This window comes from Chryseobacterium sp. WG14, assembly GCF_024586945.1.
Taxonomy (GTDB): domain Bacteria; phylum Bacteroidota; class Bacteroidia; order Flavobacteriales; family Weeksellaceae; genus Chryseobacterium.
Window position 1 is genome coordinate 172967 of sequence record NZ_JALCZD010000011.1, and the last position, 16039, is coordinate 189005.

Consider the following 16039-nt stretch of genomic DNA (forward strand, 5'->3'; position numbering starts at 1 on the left):
AAATTTATCCATACAACAGAAAAAACCGGAATAAATTCCGGTTTTATTTTTATGCTTTTTCAAGGTGAACTGTAAAATGTCTTAAAATTTCCGGTTCCCAGGTGATCTTATATCCTTTTGCTATTTCTTCGCGCCTCTCATATACATTTTTGACTGCTGCTGCAATATAATCCATATGATTGTTGGTGTATGTCCTTCTGGGGATGGCTAAGCGCACCAACTCCAGTTTAGGATAGCGGTTTTCTCGTGTCTCAGGATCTCTGTCTGCCAATAAAGTACCGATTTCTACAGTTCTGATTCCTGCTTCTTTATAAATTTCAAGTCCTAGCGTCTGAGCCGGATATTCAGCACGGGAAACATTAGGAAGGAAATTTAACGAATCAATGAATACAGCGTGCCCACCAATAGGTTTCTGAACCGGTATTCCATATTCTATCAGCTTATTACCAAGATATTCGACCTGAGAAATTCTGCTTTCAAGATAAGCGAATTCGGTAGCTTCATCCAAGCCTACAGCTAATGCAGCCATATCCCTTCCTGCCATTCCTCCATAAGTAATAAAGCCTTCAAAGATAATGGTGAAGTTTGAAGCCTTTCTGAAAAGTTCTTCGTTATTCAGGGCGATGAATCCTCCGATGTTTACCAGTCCGTCTTTTTTGGAGCTCATGGTCATTCCGTCACCGTAAGAATAAATTTCTTTGCAGATCTCTTTAATACTTCTGTTTTCCTGGCCTTTTTCTCTTTTTTTTATAAAATATGCATTCTCTGCAAACCTCGCTGAATCAAAGAATACAGGGATTCCATATTGGTCAGAAAGTTTTTTTACCGCCTTCATATTCTCTAAAGAAACAGGCTGGCCACCGGAAGAATTACAGGTAATAGTAATCAGACAGAAAGGGATATTTTCTTTAGGGTGGCTTTTATAGACTTCTTCCAGTTTTTCAAGATTGATATTCCCTTTAAAAGGATGAAGGTCATTGATGTCAAAAGCTTCGTCAATGGTACAGTCGACAGCATGTGCTTTTCTGATTTCTATATGGCCTTTCGTGGTGTCAAAATGAGAGTTTCCCGGAACTACATCTCCTTCTTTTACCAATACTGAAAAAAGAACATTTTCAGCAGCTCTTCCCTGATGTGTTGGAAGTAAATATTTAAAACCAGTAATTTTTTCAACCGTATGTTGCAGTTGTTCAAAAGAACGGGATCCGGCATAGCTTTCATCTCCGGTCATCAGGGCTCCCCATTGTCTGTCTGACATCGCTCCGGTTCCGGAATCTGTCAAAAGATCAATGAAAACCTGCGAAGATTTTAAGTTAAAAAGATTATAATTTGCTTCTTTAAGCCATTGTTCTCTTTCTTCTCTGGTGGATTGGCGGATTTCCTCCACCATTTTAATGCGGAAAGGTTCCGCGTAAGGTAAATTCATGTGTTAAAGTATGTTTTTAAATTGTTTGTAAAGAAAATTGCTTTGAAAATAATTTCAAATCATCAATATATATGTAAAGAGAGAGCGGGGGGTTACTCAGGGGCTTTAAATATATTTTCATCGGAGTGGAAACCGGCTACACCGCCACTTACTGCAAACTTCATGGCAGAAGCTGCATTCATTCCTACTACAGGTTTGATGTTTTTTTCTTCAGTAACAATTACCCAGCCCGAAATAGCATACGAGTGGGGAAGATATACTGCAACATAGTTATGCTTATCAACGTCCGACATTTCTTTTTGGGTTAAAAAGCCAATCCTCCATATTTCAGGATTTTCATTGGTTTTCACCCATACAGGATCGTTGAATTTTTTCTTGTCACCTACAAATGAAGACATGACATCTTTTGTAGGGGTATAAATGTGTTTTACTCCCGGAGTTTTCTCCAGTAAACTATCCATGGTATCAAAAAAGAATCTTCCTACCACGAATTTATTTCCTAAATAGCCCAGAATAGCGGTAAATAATATAATTGAAACGAAAACAAGCCCGGGGATCTGTTTTGCAAGAGACGGAATAAGATTGTCAATAGCACTGACAATATACCAGATCACAAAAATAGTAAGCCCGATAGGACCTATAATAACTAACCCCTGAAAAAAGTTCTTCAGAAAAAGGTTGGCAATATTTTCAAAGCTAGGTTTCTTCAATGTACCGTCTTTATTCTATTATTTTTTAATTTTACCCATGGATGGTTTCTTTATTTCCATAGGATTTAATGATGTCAGCCTCATATTCCAGCCATTCTTCCCAGCGTCTGTTTACGGTCTCCGGATCTCCAAGCTGTCTTGCAAAACCAATAAATGAAGTATAATGGTTGGCTTCGGATATCATAAGTTCTCTATAGAAAACTTTAAGTTCTTCATCTTTAATATTTTCTGTGAGTACTTTAAATCTTTCACAACTTCTGGCCTCAATCATTGCTGCAAAAAGCAGTTTATCTATAATGAGTTCATCTCTGGATCCCTGAACAATAAATTTTGCTAATTGGTTGACATAATCATCCTTTCTGGCTCTCCCAAAAGTATAGCCTCTTTTTTTGATGATTTCATGAACCTGATTAAAATGATCCAGCTCTTCCTGGGCAATAGCAAGAAGTTCTGTAATTATTTCGGGATATTCCGGAAGCATTGTGATCAGTGTAATGGCGTTGGTAGCTGCTTTTTGCTCGCACCACGCATGATCTGTCAAAATTTCTTCAATGTTTCCTTCTGCAATATTTGCCCACCTTGGATCGGTAGGAAGTTTCAACTTAAACATGTTATAAATTTTTGTAAAATTAAAACAAATTGAGGGAAGAATGATTATTTTATTTCAAATTTACCTCTAAAATGCTAAGATGCGGTCTTTCTCCTTAGGAATTCCAAAATATTCCACCCTAAAGTATCTATTTTTTTTAAACCTGCAGAAATAATGAATGCCAACACGATATTCGTAACGTAAATAAGCAGCATCAATGACCACCAGGGCATGTTTTCCTGTAAAGGAACCACGAGGAAATAGACCAGGGATGAGCTGATACCCTGTGCGAAATAGAAGAAGATTGCATTTTTACCAATGTAGGTAACGAAATTTTCTTTTGTAATTTTTAATCTGTTATAAAGAACAAATAAGGTGACAAGAGAAAATAATGTCCAGATGATATAGGGTATTTTTGGGGGGAATTTGTTTTTATTTATTTTGTAAAAAATCTCACCTCCATAATACCAGAACATCCATAATAAGCTTCCTGCAACAAGAATATACAATACAGGAATAAGTTTTTCCGGAATTTTTTTTCCACGCATTCTGTTACCTATTAAAAATACAGAGAGATAAAATGCTACATAGCCAACCTGGCCCGTAGGGTAATATTCAGGAAAAATATTGAATAATAAGGTTAAGGAAATACAAATTCCTATCAACCAATTGATATGCTTTGGAAAAAATCTCAAAATTAAGACGCCAAAAACAGTCAGGATAAAATAAACCTTCAGATACCAGAAGCTCCCCATTACTACGGGGAAAGTATCGGCATTCGTATATTGGTGGAGGTACCAGTTTCCAAGATTTTGCCACTGCGGTGTTGTGGAAATATTGGTAGTGGCATATTTCGAACCGAATGTGGAATAAAAATTTTGAAGCCATTCCAAGGAAAAGAAACTGAGTCCGAAGACTTTAAAGAAATAATCTATAAAGAAAAGGAATGTTACAAAAATCATATACGTGATCTGCAGTTTCAATAGCCTGTAAAGAGTTTTTTCAATGTTGGCTCCTGAAGTAACACCACTCAGAGCGTAAAAAAGGGCTACATCAAAGACAAGAGAAAATACCCGCACCTCTGCCGGAATGTAAAATTGCCCGGACCAGAAAGCGGTATGGATAAATATAATAGAGAGGGTAGCCAGTCCTTTGGCAAAATCAATATAGAGGTCTCTGTTCATTGTTGTAGGATGTGGAATCAAAAGTAAATAAACTTACGCTATTTTTCAAGTGAATAAAAAAGAAGACGTAGCACAGCTAGAGGATGTGGGTTGAGAATCGTTTAAACGAAAACCCTTCTCATAATAGGAGTACAGGAAATTTCATGAAAAAGGCCGTTTTCACGAGTTGTGAGACGGCCTCCTTTCTTAATATACTAAAAGTGAATGTTTGTGTTATTTGAGATTTTTAAACTCTTCAGCAGAAATTTCTCCGGTCTGAATTTTTTTCAGTTCATCAATATATTGACTCATGTATGCGTCAATTTCAGGATTAACTGTGTTTTTAGCCATTTTGTACGTGCCATTTAAAACGCCTTGATAATAATAGAAGAAGTTATAGTCAAAATTAGCGGCATTAAGATCGTATTGTCCTAAAAGGAATCCTAAACGTACAGCAGATCTTCTTTGGGCTGGTGTTCCGTGATGCCCCGGACTATTGGTCTGATAGTCACCTATGCTTTGTGCGAACTCATAGGCTGATGCAATTTCTGTAAAATTGGTTTTGTTGTAGCCATTGGGTCTTCTTAAATAATAGCCGGCAAAACCGTCTGCTTCCAATTCGTTTGGTCTTGCGGTGTTTTCACTGACAGAAGGAAGTCCAAAGATGTACTGAAGCTGGTGGCCGTACTCATGTGCAAGAATCATGGCATTAACAATATCTCCGCCTTTTGATTTTGCATCATAATAGATTGCATAGCCATAATAAATTTTTCCTGTAGAATAAGAAATGGCATTGTACGTTGAATTGTAATTGGATGGATCGTCCACAAACCTTAGAGTAGGATTGCTTCTTCCCCAAAGACTGGCAATTTTAGTCATCTGGGCATTCATGAAGTTGGTGTCGGTAGAGTTTTGTAATGATGTTTTCAATACTGCAGTGGAGTTCCAGTTGTTGTCTACATAATAACAAATCTTTTCAAGATCACCCGGCTGATCAATTTTTGCACTTGAAGCCTGTTCCGGTACTACCGTTTCTTCCATTTTGTCATCGCTGCATGATGTCAATGAAAATGCAGCAATAAATCCTGCTAATAAGCAGAAATTAAGGTTTTTTTTCATAAAAATATTAGTTTGGTAAAACGAAGATATAAAATTATCTTTTACATATGAATACTTTATTGTAAAAAATTATTCAAAACATAGTGAATAGGCTATTTGTGAAAAAAACATTGTTTTGATTGTAAGGGGTTTAAAATTTTATTTGTATATTTGCACCTCGAAATAACTAAAAATTTTATAAACAATGTTTGCAATTGTAGAAATAGCAGGGCTTCAATATAAAGTTGAGCAAGACCAGAAGTTGTTTGTAAACCGTTTAAAAGGAGATAAAGGAGGAAAAGTTTCTTTCGATAAAGTTCTTCTTACTGTAAACGGAGCAATCACTGTAGGCGCCCCAGCTGTAAACGGAATCACTGTAGAAGCAGAGATCCTAGACCACGTAAAAGCTGATAAAGTAATCGTTTTCAAAAAGAAAAGAAGAAAAGGTTACAAAGTGAAAAACGGTCACAGACAATCTTTAACTCAAATCGTAATCACTGGTATTACTGGTTTTGAAGCAGGAGCAAAAAAAGCTGCTAAAAAAGAAACTGTGAAAGGAGAAGTTCTTTCTGACAACGCAACTGTTAACTTTGGTGAAGATCACGAGCTGAACTATCATTTAAAGAAAAACAACTTGTCTCAGTCTAAAGAGAACAGAGAAACTTTAATTACCTTAGGAAAAGCAGTTAAAGTTGAATTAGAAAAGAATATTCTTACTCATGAAGAAGTAGATGCTGCTATCATTAAGAATATCGATCAATTTAAAGCACTTAATAAATAATCCAATAATAAAATGGCACACAAGAAAGGAGTCGGTAGTTCCAAGAACGGTAGAGAGTCTCACTCTAAAAGATTAGGTGTGAAGATTTTCGGAGGACAAGCAGCTATTGCCGGAAATATTATTGTTAGACAAAGAGGTACTCAGCACCACCCAGGTGATAACGTGGGAATCGGTAAAGATCACACTTTGTTTGCACTAATAGATGGTAAAGTAGTTTTCAGAAAGAAAGCAAACAACAGATCTTTTGTATCTGTAGAAGCAAACGCATAATAACTTAAGCGTTTTATAAAAATTAAGCCTCAGCATTCATTTGCTGAGGTTTTTTTTGTTTTGTTGCATCCTGGGAAATAGGGCTGGGGCAATATTTTTTCTGGGGGAGTAAAAATATTTTGATTAATATTCTATTGCTTGTGAAATATTTATATATTTGTTAAATGTCATACAATAAGTTAATTGCGGAAGCCGAAAAGCATATAGAGTAGGCAAAAAATAAAACTAATTAACATGAAAAATCTAAGAAAATTAACAAAAAAGAGTCTTAAAGCAATTAATGGTGGAGCCGGGTCATGCCCTCAGGCACCAATCAGATCTTGCGACGTATGGTGTGGGTTATCTCCACTGGAGAAATTTCGTTGTATATTCTATGTAGAACAGTCTTGTTCATGTAATTAATACCATAACCATCAGTATACATTCAAATGAAAAATCTAAGAAAACTGACAAAGAAGAATTTGAAAGTAATTCAGGGAGGTACAGAAAAATGCCCGCCTATCACAAGTTCTTGCAGTGTATGGTGCGGATGGAGCGCATGGCAGAAAATACACTGTCTCACCAATACTTATGAAGAGCCTTGTGTGTGCTAGCTGGCTGACCATATAAATGATTTAACCATTAATACATTGAAATGAAGAATCTGAAAAAATTAACTAAAAAGAGTTTAAAGGAAATAAGTGGAGGAGTCGCGGCAACGTGCCCTTCTATGTTTCAATCATGTTTTGAGTGGTGCAGATGGAACTCATGGCAGCAGTCAAACTGTATGCTTTCTGAGCCATGCACCTTGTCGGAATGTTTTGACTAGTTAATATGAATAGATGCATTAGATGTTTTATACAAAGTCTTCTATGCACGATGAATGTTAGATAAAATTGAAAAAATAATCCGCAGCTTCGGAGAAGCTGCGGATTATTTGTATCGTATTAAAATCCAAATTGAAATCCTGCTTTAATGCCGAATTTTGAGATATCCGGTCTGTCCAGATAATTTCCTCGCCAGTTGAAATCAACTCTAAAAATTCTAAGGTTTCCAATTCCAATATTTTCAATTCCAAATCCATACTCATAATAGATATGTTCATTGGGAGCAGAATATTTGAATCCTTCTACGTTGATCGCTTTAGATTCATCACTTAATGATCCGTATGCTCCTCTGATAAAAGCAACTTCTCTAAATTTTAATTTCTTGATCAATGGGATGTAAGAAAGTATTTTTCCGTTAAAATGATGCTCAAGGTTAAGGGTAACATAAGCGTCGGCTACGAATTCATAGTAATTAAGCTGTGAAAAAGTGTTGGGAACCAATCCATAGGAAAGGTTAGCCGGGATTATATTCTGCAATGCCAGCGGAACGGTATTAAAGTTTTTTCCGGCCTCAAGATTGACAATCGTTTTACCTATAGTTCCGAGAAGGAATGGTTTGGAAAGCATAAACTGAAGCTTATCGTAATTAAAATCAGCATTGAAAAGGCCCTCGATTCCCCTTGTGTAGCGTAAAACGATGGTTGGGGCAAGGTTTCTTGCCTGGTATCGGTCTATTCCTGTCTGGGAAAATTTAGCTCCCGGTTTTGCTATTATACTGAAGGTAACATGAGAATCATTGGCTGTTTTTCTTAAGTTTCCGTCTTTGTAATACATTAGATTAAAGAGCTCCAGGTTGGCAGATTTAATGCTTTGCATTACGCCGTCTACTCTGAATTGTATGTTTTTCCAGGGTTCAATGGCAGCAAATACTCTGGTTTGATTTACAGAGCTTAATGAATTGTTTTCACCTCTTGCAAAGAATGTAGAGGTGGATTGCGGACCGGTTGTCAGGCCGTCTCCACTGGTCAGCTGTCCTCCCAGCTGAGCAATATCCCTGCTGGTTCCTGCTCCTATCATAAACCGGTTAAGTTTATTGAACATATACCTGGCGTCAACACCATATTTTACTTGTTGATCTTTAAATCCATATGCTGTATAAAACTGTACTCTCCATGTATCGTTTAATCCGAAATAAGATCTTGCACCCAGTCTTATTCTGTCTCCTTCTACTTTATTTCTTCCGTATATCGAAAAAATAGGACCGATATCTACCCCTTTAAAGGCATTGTAATGACGGGAGCCCAGGGTTTCAAATAATTTAACCATTCGGTTGAATTTTGGAGTCTGCTGAAGTTGATCAAGCATGTTGTAAACCCCTTGTTCAGATTTGGATAATGTGTCAGGCCTGGCTTTCATCCAATAGGCATCATCTTTTTTGACAAACTCGTCTTCGTATTCCTCTTCTTTTCTCTTGAATACAGCTGGGTCAAGAGGTTTATTGAATTCGTAATTTGAATAATCTACAGATCTTTTAGCAATAATACTTTTAGATCCTTTCTTTTTTGAAAAAGGGCTTATTTCGAATTCTGTAACCAGCTTTTTAGGTAGGAATGTGTTTTCATCAGGATTGTCATATTCCAGCTGGGTGGAAACACTATTGACAAAATTGACGTTTATTTTTTGTGTTGATTTTAAAGTAGCTCCTATAACAGCATAGGTATCTGTGTCTATATAAAGATTCCCCTGGAAAGCGAGTATATCTTTTCTCTTAGGCTGATATCTTATGTGGAAAGCTTTCTCCCCACGAATAGTAATGGTGTCTACCAGGCTGTAATCATAGGTACTGAAACCATCTGATCCCACCGGGCTTTGAAATCCTATATCGAAATAATTAAGTGTATTATCGTAGATATTGATTTCACGGTAAAGGTTCTTTGCCGAAACGGTGATGACCTGATTGTCTTGAAATCCTGAAGTTTTTTGAGCAACGAGTGTTCTTTTAGAGTCTTTTTCGGGTTTATTCTTACCATAGTTTTCATAAACAGCTTCATTTAGAAAGATGGGAAGTCCTAATCTGCCACTTGCTGTAGAATCAGCATAATCAAAGATAAAATCCAGCTTATTGAAGATTTTTTTCTTCATAAATGTACTGTCCAGATTATTAAGGTCGAATTGGGTCTTCTCATATTCCTTATATGAATACGTATCAAACTTTTCTAGCCCATTATTTCTTTTACGTGCCCAGACTTTCTGCATAATAGCATACGCAGGATTTTCTTTTTTGCTTTTGTATTTGGTTTTCCCGGTATTGATAACAATTTCCTGAATACTGCTCACCTTTGCCTGTGATAGCTGTACAAAAATATTTTCAGCGGTGGCAGGAGTCACCTCCAGGGTTTGGGAAGTATAATTTTTTCTGGAAAATTTTAATGTACTGATGATAATACTGTCAGACTGAATAACGAAGCTTCCGGAAGTCGTGGTAAGCGCCGGAGTTTTATTGTCATTGATAAAGATATCAACTTGATTAAGCTCTTTGTTATTTTTTTCATCAACAATTCTTCCGCTTACTCTATTTTGAGCCAACGAAAAGCTGGTAAAAAGCAGGAAAAAAAATAAAAAATTGTGTTTAGGGTTATTGTTTAACATCATTCGTTTCTTCAAGCAATTATCACAAACAAAAAGTATGCAGTTTATTCAAAAAATAGAAAAAAAATAGAAAAAATTATTATTCCCTATAAGTTCGCAAATGTAACGAAAATAATACTACAAATTATTAAAAATCAGATACGAATTTTAAGTGCTTAAAATGTGATGAATCAGGACATTAAATATAAGCTGAAAAGTCACAGTTTTTACGACTTATACTAAGGTGAAAATGATGTATTGGAGCTCTCTGTCATTGTTAGAATAGCTACCCTAAAGCTAAGTTTTCTTTGCTTAAAATAAAAAAAGACCTACATTTCTGTAAGTCTTTTTGCTCCTCCTGCTGGGCTCGAACCAGCGACCCTCTGATTAACAGTCAGATGCTCTAACCAACTGAGCTAAGGAGGAATTTTCCTTATTTTTAAGTGATGCAAATATAAGAGGAATATTAATATCAGTCAAGTTTTATCCCCAATTATCGATGGTTTTACACTAAATATGTTGAATTTCAGTAAGAAATATTTCACTTATTTTTAATATCATTTTAGATATCTTCGAATAAATGCCTGAAATATCTCTCAGGATGTTCCAAAAAATTCCTTGTCAACTGATAGTGTTCTGTTTCTTTGTACGGGATACGCTGAATTTTGTTATCTAATAAATAGATCTCGGCATTCGGATAGCTCATCAGAATGGGAGAGTGGCTTGAAATAATAAACTGGGCTTTTCCCGCTTTCTCCAATTTGTGAATGATGGATAACAAAGAAAGCTGCCTTTGGGGCGACAGGGCAGACTCAGGTTCGTCGAGAATATAAATCCCCTTTTGGAAGTGATTATGAAATAATGACAGGAAAGCTTCACCATGTGATTGCTGGTGCAGGGATTTGCCTCCATAAGCGTCCAGAACCCTGCTGTCTTCTTTAGCTACTTCATCGATATAGGTGGCAAAGTTGAAGAAGCTTTCAGCTCTCATGAAGAGCCCCTGTGATGTTTTAGTACTCCAGGAGAGAACAAGGTGTTCAGATAATCCCGATTCTGTTTTATGGAAGTTATAATGATGGTTTCGGTTTCCTCCGGCCACATTGAAATCACAGTTTTCCGCAATAGCCTCCAGTAGGGTCGATTTACCGATTCCGTTTTCCCCAACGAAAAAAGTAACATTGCTTTTAAGCCTTAGATCCAAACCTTTACTCAAAAAAGGAAGGTTGAAAGGGAAGTCCTGCGGGTGGTTATCTTTTAAATAGATACGGGATAAGTAGGGCATTGTTTATATAGTTACATAATATTAATGTCTGGTAAGCAAAATATATGCAAAAAAAAAAAGACCTACATTTTTTGGGATTTTATGTAAATGGAAATAAAAATCTTTACCAAAGTTGATAAAGATTAATTGATGATTGGCTTTAGCTGCGGTAGAACCAATCATTTAGCAGACCAATCATTACTGTTATATCCATTTATTCCCCCAAATTCAATCTTTTCTATTTTCATATTCGCAAAAAATTGTGTAAAAGTGCTAGTCCATACTCCATTATATTCCTGTACCATATTTTTTATTTGAGGAGGGATTTCGTTTTCAAAAGTTATCCAAACCACAGGAATTTGAAATTTATTATCTAATGCTGGTTTATCCCTACTACTATCACAAAAATACAATGCTAGCATGTAATATTTTATACCAGTATCTGTTTTGCTGTCATATGATAAATTTACAACAGTTATATATTTATTTGATAATTCACTGTAAAATTTTGAAAAATTTTGTCCGTAGAATTGTGTTTTATTAGAAGCTATAGTATTAAGCTTGGGAGTGATACTGTTATAAAAAATAATATAATCATTTACGGATTGAGACTTATAGTTATGTATAAAAAATGTGCTTATTATAAACAAGCTTTTTAAAAATATAGATTTCATATTAAGAACTTTTAAATTTATTATGGACATTTGTGTGATCAGGTGTAAGGATTAAGCAAAATGTATGTAAATAAAAAAAGACCTACATTTCTGTAAGTCTTTTTTGGCTCCTCCTGCTGGGCTCGAACCAGCGACCCTCTGATTAACAGTCAGTCTATTATATTTATCTATTTTTATATTTGCATTTCTTATCAAACGTTTTCATTCTTTTAGAGAAATTGTTGCAGTATGGTTGCAGCAGAAATTTTGAATAAAATTTAACATGTAAGGATGTAAAAGTTGCAATTTCTGCAATTAGAGGTCAGTCTGTTCTTTAGAAAAATTAAAATTTCAGGAATTCACTTATTCATTGTGTACTATGCAGGAATACACTGAAATAGCATATTTAAAACCTATTCTCTTCATTAAAACTATAATAACTGTTCCTGGTGATAATCAAATGGTCTAAAAGTGATATATTCAATAATTCACATGCATTCTTTAAGTTCTTGGTTATTGTTTGGTCTGAACCGCTGGGTTTGAGATTTCCACTAGGATGATTATGTACCAGTATCAGTTGAGTAGCATTGCATTTAAGAGCTACAGCTAAAATAATTCTTATGTCTACTACCGAACTGTCAATACCGCCTTTTGAGACGTTGTAGATGCCTAATACAAAGTTTCCTTTATTCATCATAATTACCTTACATTCTTCCTGAAATTCAATAGTACCGAGGTTCCAGTTTTCAATAACCAGTTTGTAGGCTTCCTTATGGCTGTTTATCCTTATTTTTTTATGATTACCTGTATTATATGTAACAGATATTTCCATTAACTTATTCATTATAAAGTAGATTTGTTGGTGAAGAATAAAAAAGTGACAAAGTGCCGAAATATCTGAAAACTATTTTTTTCTCATCTCCACTCATCCCACTTTGTTTGAAGTAAGCAAATGTTGGGTACTGAAATTATAAAGTTTTACAAAAATTCGGCACTTTGGCACTTTGTATATTAAGTGAAGCTGTTATGCTTCTGCTAATACATGTTTTCCATTTCTTGAAAAGGACTGCATATCAGTAGCAAAGCTTTCGCTTACCTGATGCTTAACAGTATTTTCTTTTCCTGGTTCCTGTGGTGAGTACACAAATCGGTGATGAAGTACAATCACTTCTCCTGTGTTATTAACAGTGTATTCGTAAGGTTCACACTCCTGTTTAATGATGCTACCCTGCATTTGAGTACCTATCAGAGCTTGACAAGTAAGTTCGTCAAATGTTGATGTAATGGAAGCCTTTTTGGATGTGGCATAGAATTGATTGGTTGTCTGGCTCATAACCATTTCAATACCTCCCTGAACTTCTAAAATATAGAATGTAGTCCCGTCTTCTTTTTGTCTTTGTTTGTAGTTGATAATTGTTACCATTGTTGTTGATTTTTGAGTTAGATAAAACACCAGGAACAAAAGAATTGTGAGCAATAGTACATCAGCTATCACCTTGAATTGTATTACTGCCTGCGAAATTTTTCTTTCGATTCTTACTGGTGGAGGATGTTTTCCGCTCGAAACTCGTGGGGGTGTTCAGAATAGGGGGACCCAAACGAAAATAAGGGGAGTTAGAAATTTTTTTCCAAATTTATTTGTGCTAATAACAAGTTTAACATTAGGAAGATAAGAGTCAGATTATAAAATGAGGCCGTCTCACAACTCGTGAAAACGGCCTTTTTTTATGAAATTTTCCTGTACCCCTATATGAGAAGGGTTTTCGTTTAAACGATTCTCAACCCACTTCGTCTAGTTGTGATACATCTTCATTTTCTTCTACTCCAGATTAAACCCTTCTTTTCTCTTTGCCACTTATATTATATTGTAATTTGTTCATGAGTAATAATTATTATAATCATCTTCATCCTTTAAAACTCGTGGCAGAAAATCATTAGCTGTCTTTTGGATATGTGTCCATTCTTCATAACTTAATACAATATCTTTTTCAAGAGTATAAATCTTAAATGATAATTCTTTATTATTAATAGCTATCTCTAAAAAAGGAGATATATCTTCATTTAAAAAAACTTCTAGGTAGGGATATACTGAATTAATATCTCCAACTTCTTCTATTCTAATGTTATTTTTCATATACTTACTTATTTTAATCCTCGAAATCCAATAAATACTCCATCTGTTGTCCAACTTGCAGCATTCCCATTTGGAAGTGTATAGGTGACCCAACCTTGAGGATATCGTCCTCCTGAGCCAGTAGTTTTAACACCATTACGCAAGATATTTTTTACTGTGGTTGCCCCTAACTTATTTATAGCACTTGGACTTCTAAAAACTTTCATTAAAGCTTCTGTAGATCCAAATCCAAAATATTGAGGGTGCTTTGTAACCGCTCGACCAGCATTTGTTAAAGCTTTTCCTCCCTTGAATAATGATAGTGCAGATTTAAAAGACTTTAATATATTAAATGATCCAGCAGGACCAATCGGTACAGTACCTGTAATCATTTTAAATTCACTCCATGTACCGTTCTGATAACGATACAATTTACTCTCAGTAGTAAAATGATCCCAAGTCCAAAAACCCTTTTCCCAAATATAGAGAGAATTAGTGCTGTACATATCTCCATTTTTGGCATTTTTAGGACAAGTGGGGCAGTCTTCATAGGTATTATCTTCCAAAGCAGTTTTCTCCATGTGCAAAGTATGGTTAAGCCCAGCTACAACACCCCCAATCAAAGCTCCCTGCCAGAAATTACCACCTGTAAGCTCAGAACCTATACCACCTGCTGTTGCACCAAAAGCAATAGTTCCTACTACACTATTAGCGGCGTTCCCTGCAATTTCTCCAAAAGCAGAAGCTCCCAAGCTTCCCAATGCTCCTGAAACAAAAGCCTGTTGAAAACCCTGGTTCTGCATTAAAGATAAAGCCCCTTGAGCTACCCCATGCGCAACAGATTTCACAACAACGGCAGCATCTCCCAAGCTCTTGGCAAATTGGGTGGTAGCTCCGGCAGTCGTGCTAAAGACACTGCCTATTCCAAAGGTGACAGCTCCTGAAGCTGCCCCGAAAAATATAGCTTTCAATCCCCCCGCCAGAGATACTCCCTGGTTGGTGATTGCTGCCGTAATCATATATGATGTAAATCCAATGTATGCACCAATGATTAATGCTTTCCAGAATAAAACACCAAGCCCTAAAAACTGGAAAAACTCTCCATTAGGATCATTAAACATCAGGGGATTGTTCATTACATACCCATATTTATTGTAATTCTGGGTATTGGTTGGATCTTGTATGTTCTCATCGGCATTTAAAAATCTTCTTAACAATGGATCATACAGCCTTCCGTTCATGTGGATGATACCTACTTCTAAGAAGTGTTCATGAGAAGTGTAACCCCTGTCTAACAGTAATCCGTATTTCTGAATGGTTTCTTCAATGGCAAGAGTATTAGTAATTACAGCACTATTCTTAATTTGTAGATGAGTGAAATTCCCCCATGCATCAAAATGTCTCTGTTCCAATTTATTTCCTGTTTCATCACTGATAGCTAAGATACTCCCAATATAATCTTTATGTAAGAATTTATATGAACCTGTTGATTCATCATGATTCTTTAGATAAATAATATTGCTTTCATACGGTGTTCCTCCTATATAAAGGATATGCTTTTCTTTTCCCGTAATATTGTCTTTTAAAACTTCAAAACTTCCGTCTTCACTATAGTATTTGGTGAATTTACCTTCTCCATCAGTACTGAAATTACCTCCATAAGTGACTCTTTGTCTCATACTTGTAAGACCATACCCGAAGGCTATGTCTCCTTTCATTCCATCAATAAAAACAGGGTCATTATTTTCGTTATAAGAAATACTTTGGATAAGATCATTGTTATAGTTTTGAGCTCCTGCTGCATTCAATGTCATTCCTGTAGGTTGATAAATTTTAGCAGAATTTTCATACTTCATTTTTCCAACCTGGTCGTTCTCTATGATCCTTCCTTTCACATCATATACATTACGGGCAACTGCAGGTTTTATACCTGTTACAGGATTGGTCCAGTTGACTAAGCGGTTATTATCATCATAATCAAAAGATTCTGTAATATTGAAATCTCCTCCTGTGATTCTGCTTTTGAGTTCATTCTTTATAGCATCAAAAGAGTAGGAAAGTTGAAGAATACCGGGTTTCACCTGTGAAGAATGGTTAACACCAGTTAAAAAACCATTGGCATCATAGGTATTGTTAATGCTTGCTGCTCCTAATTCACCCATTAAAACCTGGCCTTTTGCATTGGTTTCTTTCAGCTCCCACAAAATTTTACCTGAGGTTTTATCTTTTACCTGATAGAGTTGACCACTCCAAGCACTGTACACATTTTCTATTTGTACTTTGGTTAAAGTACCGGAAGAATACAGTTGTTTCTCATAGGATATTACTCTTCCCTTATCATCATAAGTAATTCCTTTTTGAATAAAATATTTCCCATTGCTATTTTCAGATGATGATAATAATCTCCCTTGTGGATCATAGGAAGCATTATTACTATATGCTTGCCCTTTGGAAGTTCCTGATTTGGCAACAACTCTTCCTTTATTATCATAAGTAAAAGAAATAGTCTTATTGGTTGCCTGTCCACCATCGGTAGTAGAA

General features: G+C 35.7%; 16 protein-coding genes and 1 tRNA gene. 4 read left to right on the forward strand and 13 right to left on the reverse strand.

The annotated features are described in order from the left end of the window. Positions 1-49: 49 nt before the first annotated feature. The 5 genes from MP478_RS17600 to MP478_RS17620 all read right to left on the reverse strand — a co-directional run bounded on the left by MP478_RS17600 (position 50) and on the right by MP478_RS17620 (position 5007). On the reverse strand, positions 50-1426 hold the full coding sequence (locus tag MP478_RS17600) for a tryptophanase (RefSeq protein WP_257189594.1): 1377 nt from the start codon (positions 1424-1426) through the stop codon (positions 50-52). Positions 1427-1518: 92 nt separating this feature from the next. Further along, positions 1519-2136 (reverse strand): DUF502 domain-containing protein, encoded by a 618-nt coding sequence (locus tag MP478_RS17605; protein ID WP_230032820.1) that lies wholly within the window; start codon positions 2134-2136, stop codon positions 1519-1521. A gap of 31 nt (positions 2137-2167) precedes the next feature. Further along, positions 2168-2746 (reverse strand): tRNA-(ms[2]io[6]A)-hydroxylase, encoded by a 579-nt coding sequence (locus tag MP478_RS17610; protein ID WP_257201190.1) that lies wholly within the window; start codon positions 2744-2746, stop codon positions 2168-2170. A gap of 74 nt (positions 2747-2820) precedes the next feature. Further along, complete coding sequence (locus MP478_RS17615) at positions 2821-3909, reverse strand: acyltransferase family protein (RefSeq protein WP_257201191.1); 1089 nt, start codon at positions 3907-3909, stop codon at positions 2821-2823. Positions 3910-4122: 213 nt separating this feature from the next. Further along, positions 4123-5007, reverse strand: a complete 885-nt coding sequence (locus tag MP478_RS17620; protein ID WP_230032816.1) for a metalloprotease — start codon at positions 5005-5007, stop codon at positions 4123-4125. Positions 5008-5191: 184 nt separating this feature from the next. Here MP478_RS17620 and rplU point away from each other — a divergent pair, with 184 nt between their 5' ends. From rplU to MP478_RS17640, 4 genes are all read left to right on the forward strand, one after another. Further along, positions 5192-5767: a 50S ribosomal protein L21 gene (rplU, locus tag MP478_RS17625; protein ID WP_230032815.1), complete on the forward strand. Its 576-nt coding sequence runs from the start codon at positions 5192-5194 to the stop codon at positions 5765-5767. 12 nt (positions 5768-5779) lie between these two features. After that, positions 5780-6037 carry a 50S ribosomal protein L27 gene (rpmA, locus tag MP478_RS17630; RefSeq protein WP_047489604.1) on the forward strand — a complete coding sequence of 86 codons (258 nt, stop codon included), beginning with the start codon at positions 5780-5782 and terminating at the stop codon, positions 6035-6037. 234 nt (positions 6038-6271) lie between these two features. Beyond that, a complete protein-coding gene (locus tag MP478_RS17635) occupies positions 6272-6439 on the forward strand; it encodes a hypothetical protein (RefSeq protein ID WP_230032813.1) in 168 nt (55 codons plus the stop codon). A gap of 26 nt (positions 6440-6465) precedes the next feature. Continuing rightward, positions 6466-6630, forward strand: a complete 165-nt coding sequence (locus tag MP478_RS17640) for a hypothetical protein (protein WP_230032807.1) — start codon at positions 6466-6468, stop codon at positions 6628-6630. A 333-nt stretch (positions 6631-6963) separates the two neighbouring features. On the opposite strand, the gene MP478_RS17645 is transcribed toward MP478_RS17640, so the two are convergent. The 8 genes from MP478_RS17645 to MP478_RS17680 form a co-directional block, all read right to left on the reverse strand. Continuing rightward, a complete protein-coding gene (locus MP478_RS17645) occupies positions 6964-9495 on the reverse strand; it encodes a DUF5686 and carboxypeptidase regulatory-like domain-containing protein (protein ID WP_257201192.1) in 2532 nt (843 codons plus the stop codon). Positions 9496-9823: 328 nt separating this feature from the next. After that, positions 9824-9897: transfer RNA gene (locus MP478_RS17650), tRNA-Asn, on the reverse strand. Between the two features lie 136 nt (positions 9898-10033). Continuing rightward, positions 10034-10753 carry an AAA family ATPase gene (locus MP478_RS17655; protein ID WP_257201193.1) on the reverse strand — a complete coding sequence of 240 codons (720 nt, stop codon included), beginning with the start codon at positions 10751-10753 and terminating at the stop codon, positions 10034-10036. A gap of 158 nt (positions 10754-10911) precedes the next feature. After that, positions 10912-11406, reverse strand: a complete 495-nt coding sequence (locus MP478_RS17660) for a hypothetical protein (protein ID WP_257201194.1) — start codon at positions 11404-11406, stop codon at positions 10912-10914. 385 nt (positions 11407-11791) lie between these two features. Continuing rightward, the gene (locus MP478_RS17665; protein ID WP_257201195.1) at positions 11792-12229 is read right to left on the reverse strand and encodes a JAB domain-containing protein; all 438 of its coding nucleotides are present in this window, start codon (positions 12227-12229) and stop codon (positions 11792-11794) included. Between the two features lie 180 nt (positions 12230-12409). After that, entirely contained in the window at positions 12410-12808 is a 399-nt protein-coding gene (locus MP478_RS17670; RefSeq protein WP_257201196.1) for a hypothetical protein, read from the reverse strand. 453 nt (positions 12809-13261) lie between these two features. After that, positions 13262-13519 carry a hypothetical protein gene (locus MP478_RS17675; protein WP_257201197.1) on the reverse strand — a complete coding sequence of 86 codons (258 nt, stop codon included), beginning with the start codon at positions 13517-13519 and terminating at the stop codon, positions 13262-13264. Positions 13520-13527: 8 nt separating this feature from the next. Further along, positions 13528-16039 (reverse strand): RHS repeat-associated core domain-containing protein (locus tag MP478_RS17680; RefSeq protein ID WP_306592812.1); only part of this gene is annotated, 2512 nt, incomplete at its 5' end.

Excerpts from the sequence above, each read along its gene's own strand:
- MP478_RS17600 (WP_257189594.1), bottom strand. The coding sequence starts at position 1,426 with ATGAATTTACCTTACGCGGAACCTTTCCGCATTAAAATGGTGGAGGAA.
- MP478_RS17610 (WP_257201190.1), bottom strand. The coding sequence starts at position 2,746 with ATGTTTAAGTTGAAACTTCCTACCGATCCAAGGTGGGCAAATATTGCA.
- MP478_RS17615 (WP_257201191.1), bottom strand. The coding sequence starts at position 3,909 with ATGAACAGAGACCTCTATATTGATTTTGCCAAAGGACTGGCTACCCTC.
- MP478_RS17620 (WP_230032816.1), bottom strand. The coding sequence starts at position 5,007 with ATGAAAAAAAACCTTAATTTCTGCTTATTAGCAGGATTTATTGCTGCA.
- rplU (WP_230032815.1), top strand. The coding sequence starts at position 5,192 with ATGTTTGCAATTGTAGAAATAGCAGGGCTTCAATATAAAGTTGAGCAA.
- rpmA (WP_047489604.1), top strand. The coding sequence starts at position 5,780 with ATGGCACACAAGAAAGGAGTCGGTAGTTCCAAGAACGGTAGAGAGTCT.
- MP478_RS17635 (WP_230032813.1), top strand. The coding sequence starts at position 6,272 with ATGAAAAATCTAAGAAAATTAACAAAAAAGAGTCTTAAAGCAATTAAT.
- MP478_RS17640 (WP_230032807.1), top strand. The coding sequence starts at position 6,466 with ATGAAAAATCTAAGAAAACTGACAAAGAAGAATTTGAAAGTAATTCAG.
- MP478_RS17645 (WP_257201192.1), bottom strand. The coding sequence starts at position 9,495 with ATGATGTTAAACAATAACCCTAAACACAATTTTTTATTTTTTTTCCTG.
- MP478_RS17655 (WP_257201193.1), bottom strand. The coding sequence starts at position 10,753 with ATGCCCTACTTATCCCGTATCTATTTAAAAGATAACCACCCGCAGGAC.
- MP478_RS17660 (WP_257201194.1), bottom strand. The coding sequence starts at position 11,406 with ATGAAATCTATATTTTTAAAAAGCTTGTTTATAATAAGCACATTTTTT.
- MP478_RS17665 (WP_257201195.1), bottom strand. The coding sequence starts at position 12,229 with ATGAATAAGTTAATGGAAATATCTGTTACATATAATACAGGTAATCAT.
- MP478_RS17670 (WP_257201196.1), bottom strand. The coding sequence starts at position 12,808 with ATGGTAACAATTATCAACTACAAACAAAGACAAAAAGAAGACGGGACT.
- MP478_RS17675 (WP_257201197.1), bottom strand. The coding sequence starts at position 13,519 with ATGAAAAATAACATTAGAATAGAAGAAGTTGGAGATATTAATTCAGTA.